We start from the raw sequence: 3,501 nt of genomic DNA, 5'->3' as shown, positions 1-3,501 counted from the left end.
GCGGGCCTGCGGGGCGCCGTGCCGGCCGCGCGCGCCACCGGGCTCGCCGCCTTCGACCTCTCGGGCACCGCCAGCGAGCTCTGGCTGGCGCGGCGGCTGGCGGGCGCCGCCGCTGCCGCGCGGGGCCGGTGAGCGCCTTCCGCGGGAGCGCCCGCGGTGCTACGTTGCTCGAACAGGTGTTCGAGCCACGGCTCGGACCGGTGCGAGCTGAGGAGCCTGCTGTGGACGAGAGGGACGTGTTCGTGCTGGCCGACCGGGCGCTGGAGCGCGTGGTCCTGGGCGTCCGCGACGAGCAGTGGGACGACCCGCTGCCCGCCGACTTCGCCCTCGGGACCCCGCGCGAGACCCCGCCCACCCTGCGCGAGGTCGTCAGCTACCACCTCTACGACGACGCCTGGGTGCCCGACATGCTCGCCGGGCGCACCATGGCCGAGGTCGGGGAGGACCGGTACGGCACGCCGACGGAGGACCTGCTGGGGCCCGACCCGAAGGCCGCCTTCTCCGCCGCCGTCGAGCGCGCCTGCGCCGCCGCCACCGCGCTCGACGACCTCGAGCGCACCGTCCACTGCTCGTTCGGCGACTTCCCGGCGCGGGAGTACCTGTGGCAGGTGAACGTGTTCCGGGGCCTGCGCGCCCACGACCTCGCCGTGGTGGTCGGGGGCGACCCCCAGCTCCCGCCCGAGCTGGTGCAGGGGCTGTGGGACGAGGTGAGCCCGCACGCCGAGGAGTGGCGCGCCATCGGGGTCTTCGGTCCCGCCGTCCCGGTCCCGGAGGACGCACCGCTGCAGGACCGCCTGCTGGGGATCACCGGCCGCCGGCCCTGACCGCGGGCGGTGCGGCGACCCTCCGACCGTCGCCGAGCTTGACGACGACGACGCCGGCGATGATCAGCAGGCCCCCGACGAGCTGGAGCCCGCCGGGCAGCTGGTCGAGGAGCAGCCAGGCGAAGCCCACGCCCGCGACCACCTCGAGCAGGGCGACGAAGGAGGCGACCTGCGCCCCCAGGCGCCGGGTCGCGGCGACGCCGGTGGTGTAGGCGAGCGCCGCGGTCACCAGGGCCAGGGCCAGCACCGACGCCCACCACGGGACGGTGCCCCCGGCGTACGAGGGCGCCACCGCTGCGGCGCGCATCGGCAGCAGCCCGACCGCTCCCAGGAGCGCCAGCACGGCCGTGCCGACCACCAGGCCGCAGCCGGCCAGGGCCAGGGGCGGGAGGCCGGTCTCCGTGTCGCCGGAGATGAGGAAGTACGAGGTCGCTCCCACCATGGCCCCCAGCGCCCAGGCCACGCCCGCCGGCGCCAGGTCGGCGCCGGACAGGAGGTCGAGGACGAGGACCAGGCCCGCGGCGGCCAGCGCCGCACCGGCCAGCGTCAGCCGGTGGGGGCGTCGACCGCGGCGCACCCACAGCCAGGCCACGACGGCGGCGGGCGCGGTGTACTCGATGAGCAGCGCTGGCCCGACGTCCATGCTCGCCACCGCGGAGAAGTAGCAGAACTGCGCACCGGCGACGGCCAGCACCCCGTAGACGAGGATCGTGCGCAGGCCGGACCGCAGCGCCCCCCAGCGCCCGCGCAGGGACGCCGCGGCGAACGGCGCCACGACCACCGCGGCCAGGCCGACGCGCGCGAGGACGATGGCTCCCGGGCTCCACCCCGTCGACAGCAGGCCGCTGGCCAGGGAGCCGGACAGCCCGAAGGAGGTCGCGGAGGTGATGGCGAGCAGCACGCCTCCGCGGGTGCCGCTGGTCTCCCCCGAGCGTCGGACGTCATCGGCCACCAGGGTCATGGCCGATGACACTAGGGACCCTGCGCGTAAGGTGTCAACGTGCTCTTCGCCCATGACACCGAGGCGGCGCTCCTGGCCGCCGTCTCCCTGGTGAACAGCGCCGAGGAGCCCGACGCGCTCACCACCGTGCAGGAGCTGGACGCCTGGTACGCCTCCCACGGCTACACCGGCCGGCGCGACGGGGACGCCGCCGAGCTCTCCGCCGTCCGGGCGCTGCGGCCCGTGCTGCGCGAGCTCCTGACCGCAGAGCGCGACCGCGCCGCCGAGCTGGTCAACGCCCTGCTCGTCGAGGCCCGGGCGCTGCCGCAGCTCGTGCGCCACGACGAGGAGGACTGGCACCTGCACGCCGTCTCCCGCGAGGCGCCCCTGACCCGCCGGATCCTCGTCGAGACGGCGATGGCCGTGATCGACGTGGTGCGCGCCGACGAGCTCGCCCGCCTGTCGCTCTGCGCCGACGACGGCTGCGGGGGCGTCGTCCTGGACCTCAGCCGCAACCGGTCGCGCCGGTTCTGCAGCACCACCTGCGCCAACCGCAGCGCCGTGGCCGCCTACCGCGCGCGGCGGGCGCACGACCGCGCCTGAGCGCCGCCGTGCGGTCCGATCCCGCCCCCGGCGTCGGACCGCGCGGCTACCGTCCCAGCCGTGCACCTCAAGACGCTGACGCTGCGGGGCTTCAAGTCCTTCGCCTCGGCGACCACCCTGCGCCTGGAGCCGGGGATCACCTGCGTCGTCGGCCCCAACGGCTCGGGCAAGTCCAACGTCGTCGACGCGCTGGCCTGGGTCATGGGCGAGCAGGGCGCCAAGACGCTGCGCGGCGGCAAGATGGAGGACGTCGTCTTCGCCGGCACCACCGGTCCGGGCGGGCGCCCGCCGCTGGGCCGCGCCGAGGTCGCGCTGACCATCGACAACAGCGACGGCGCCCTGCCGATCGGCTACGCCGAGGTGACCATCAGCCGCACGATGTTCCGCTCCGGCGGCTCCGAGTACGCGATCAACGGCACGCCCGCGCGCCTGCTCGACGTGCAGGAGCTGCTCTCCGACTCGGGCATCGGCCGGGAGATGCACGTCATCGTCGGGCAGGGCCAGCTCGACGCCGTCCTGCACGCCACGCCCGAGGAGCGCCGCGGCTTCATCGAGGAGGCGGCGGGGGTCCTCAAGCACCGCAAGCGCAAGGAGAAGGCGCTGCGGAAGCTGGACTCGATGCAGGCCAACCTGCTGCGCCTCGACGACCTCGCGGCCGAGGTCCGCCGCCAGCTCGGGCCCCTGGCCCGCCAGGCCGACGTCGCCCGGCGCGCCGCGACCGTGCAGGCCGCGGTCCGCGACGCCCGCGGCCGCCTGCTCGCCGACGACCTCGTGCAGGCGCAGGCGCTGCTGGCGGCGGAGCTGGCCGACGAGGCCGCCCAGCGCGCCCGCCGCGCGCAGGTGGAGGAGGAGCTCGCCGCGGCGCGGACGGCGCTCGCGGAGGCGGAGCGGGCCGCCGACGCCGCGGCTCCCCGGCTGGCGGCGGCCTCGGCGGCCTACTACGAGCTGCAGCCGCTGCGCGAGCGGCTGCGCGGCACCACGGCGCTGGCCGGCGAGCGCGAGCGCACCCTGCGCCCGCTCGCAGCGGCGCCACCGCGCCAGCGCGACGGGCGCGACCCGGAGGAGATGCTCGTCCAGGCGCAGCGGATGCGCGTGCAGGAGCAGGCCCTCGCCGAGCGGGTGCGCGAGGCCGGG

4 protein-coding genes are annotated in these 3,501 nt (G+C 76.6%); 3 read left to right on the top strand and 1 reads right to left on the bottom strand.

All coding sequences use genetic code 11. The annotated features are described in order from the left end of the window. The first annotated feature begins 221 nt into the window (after positions 1-221). Positions 222-824: a DinB family protein gene (locus tag AC5FZL_RS15960; protein WP_493619867.1), complete on the top strand. Its 603-nt coding sequence runs from the start codon at positions 222-224 to the stop codon at positions 822-824. Here AC5FZL_RS15960 and AC5FZL_RS15955 read toward each other — a convergent pair. Beyond that, a complete protein-coding gene (locus AC5FZL_RS15955) occupies positions 805-1,785 on the bottom strand; it encodes an EamA family transporter (protein WP_493619866.1) in 981 nt (326 codons plus the stop codon). The genes AC5FZL_RS15960 and AC5FZL_RS15955 overlap by 20 nt on opposite strands. A 39-nt stretch (positions 1,786-1,824) precedes the next feature. Between AC5FZL_RS15955 and AC5FZL_RS15950 the strand changes: the two genes are divergently transcribed. Then, a complete protein-coding gene (locus AC5FZL_RS15950) occupies positions 1,825-2,367 on the top strand; it encodes a CGNR zinc finger domain-containing protein (protein WP_493619865.1) in 543 nt (180 codons plus the stop codon). Between the two features lie 60 nt (positions 2,368-2,427). Continuing rightward, positions 2,428-3,501: chromosome segregation SMC family protein (locus AC5FZL_RS15945; protein ID WP_493619864.1), on the top strand; the 1,074-nt coding region annotated here is incomplete at its 3' end.

The organism is Quadrisphaera sp. DVD1 (genome assembly GCF_058932755.1).
Note: the sequence above shows the minus strand (reverse complement) of the source record. Positions and strands in the feature narration are given on the sequence as shown.

Coding starts and splice junctions, on each gene's coding strand:
- AC5FZL_RS15955 (WP_493619866.1), bottom strand. CDS start 1,785: ATGACCCTGGTGGCCGATGACGTCCGACGCTCGGGGGAGACCAGCGGC.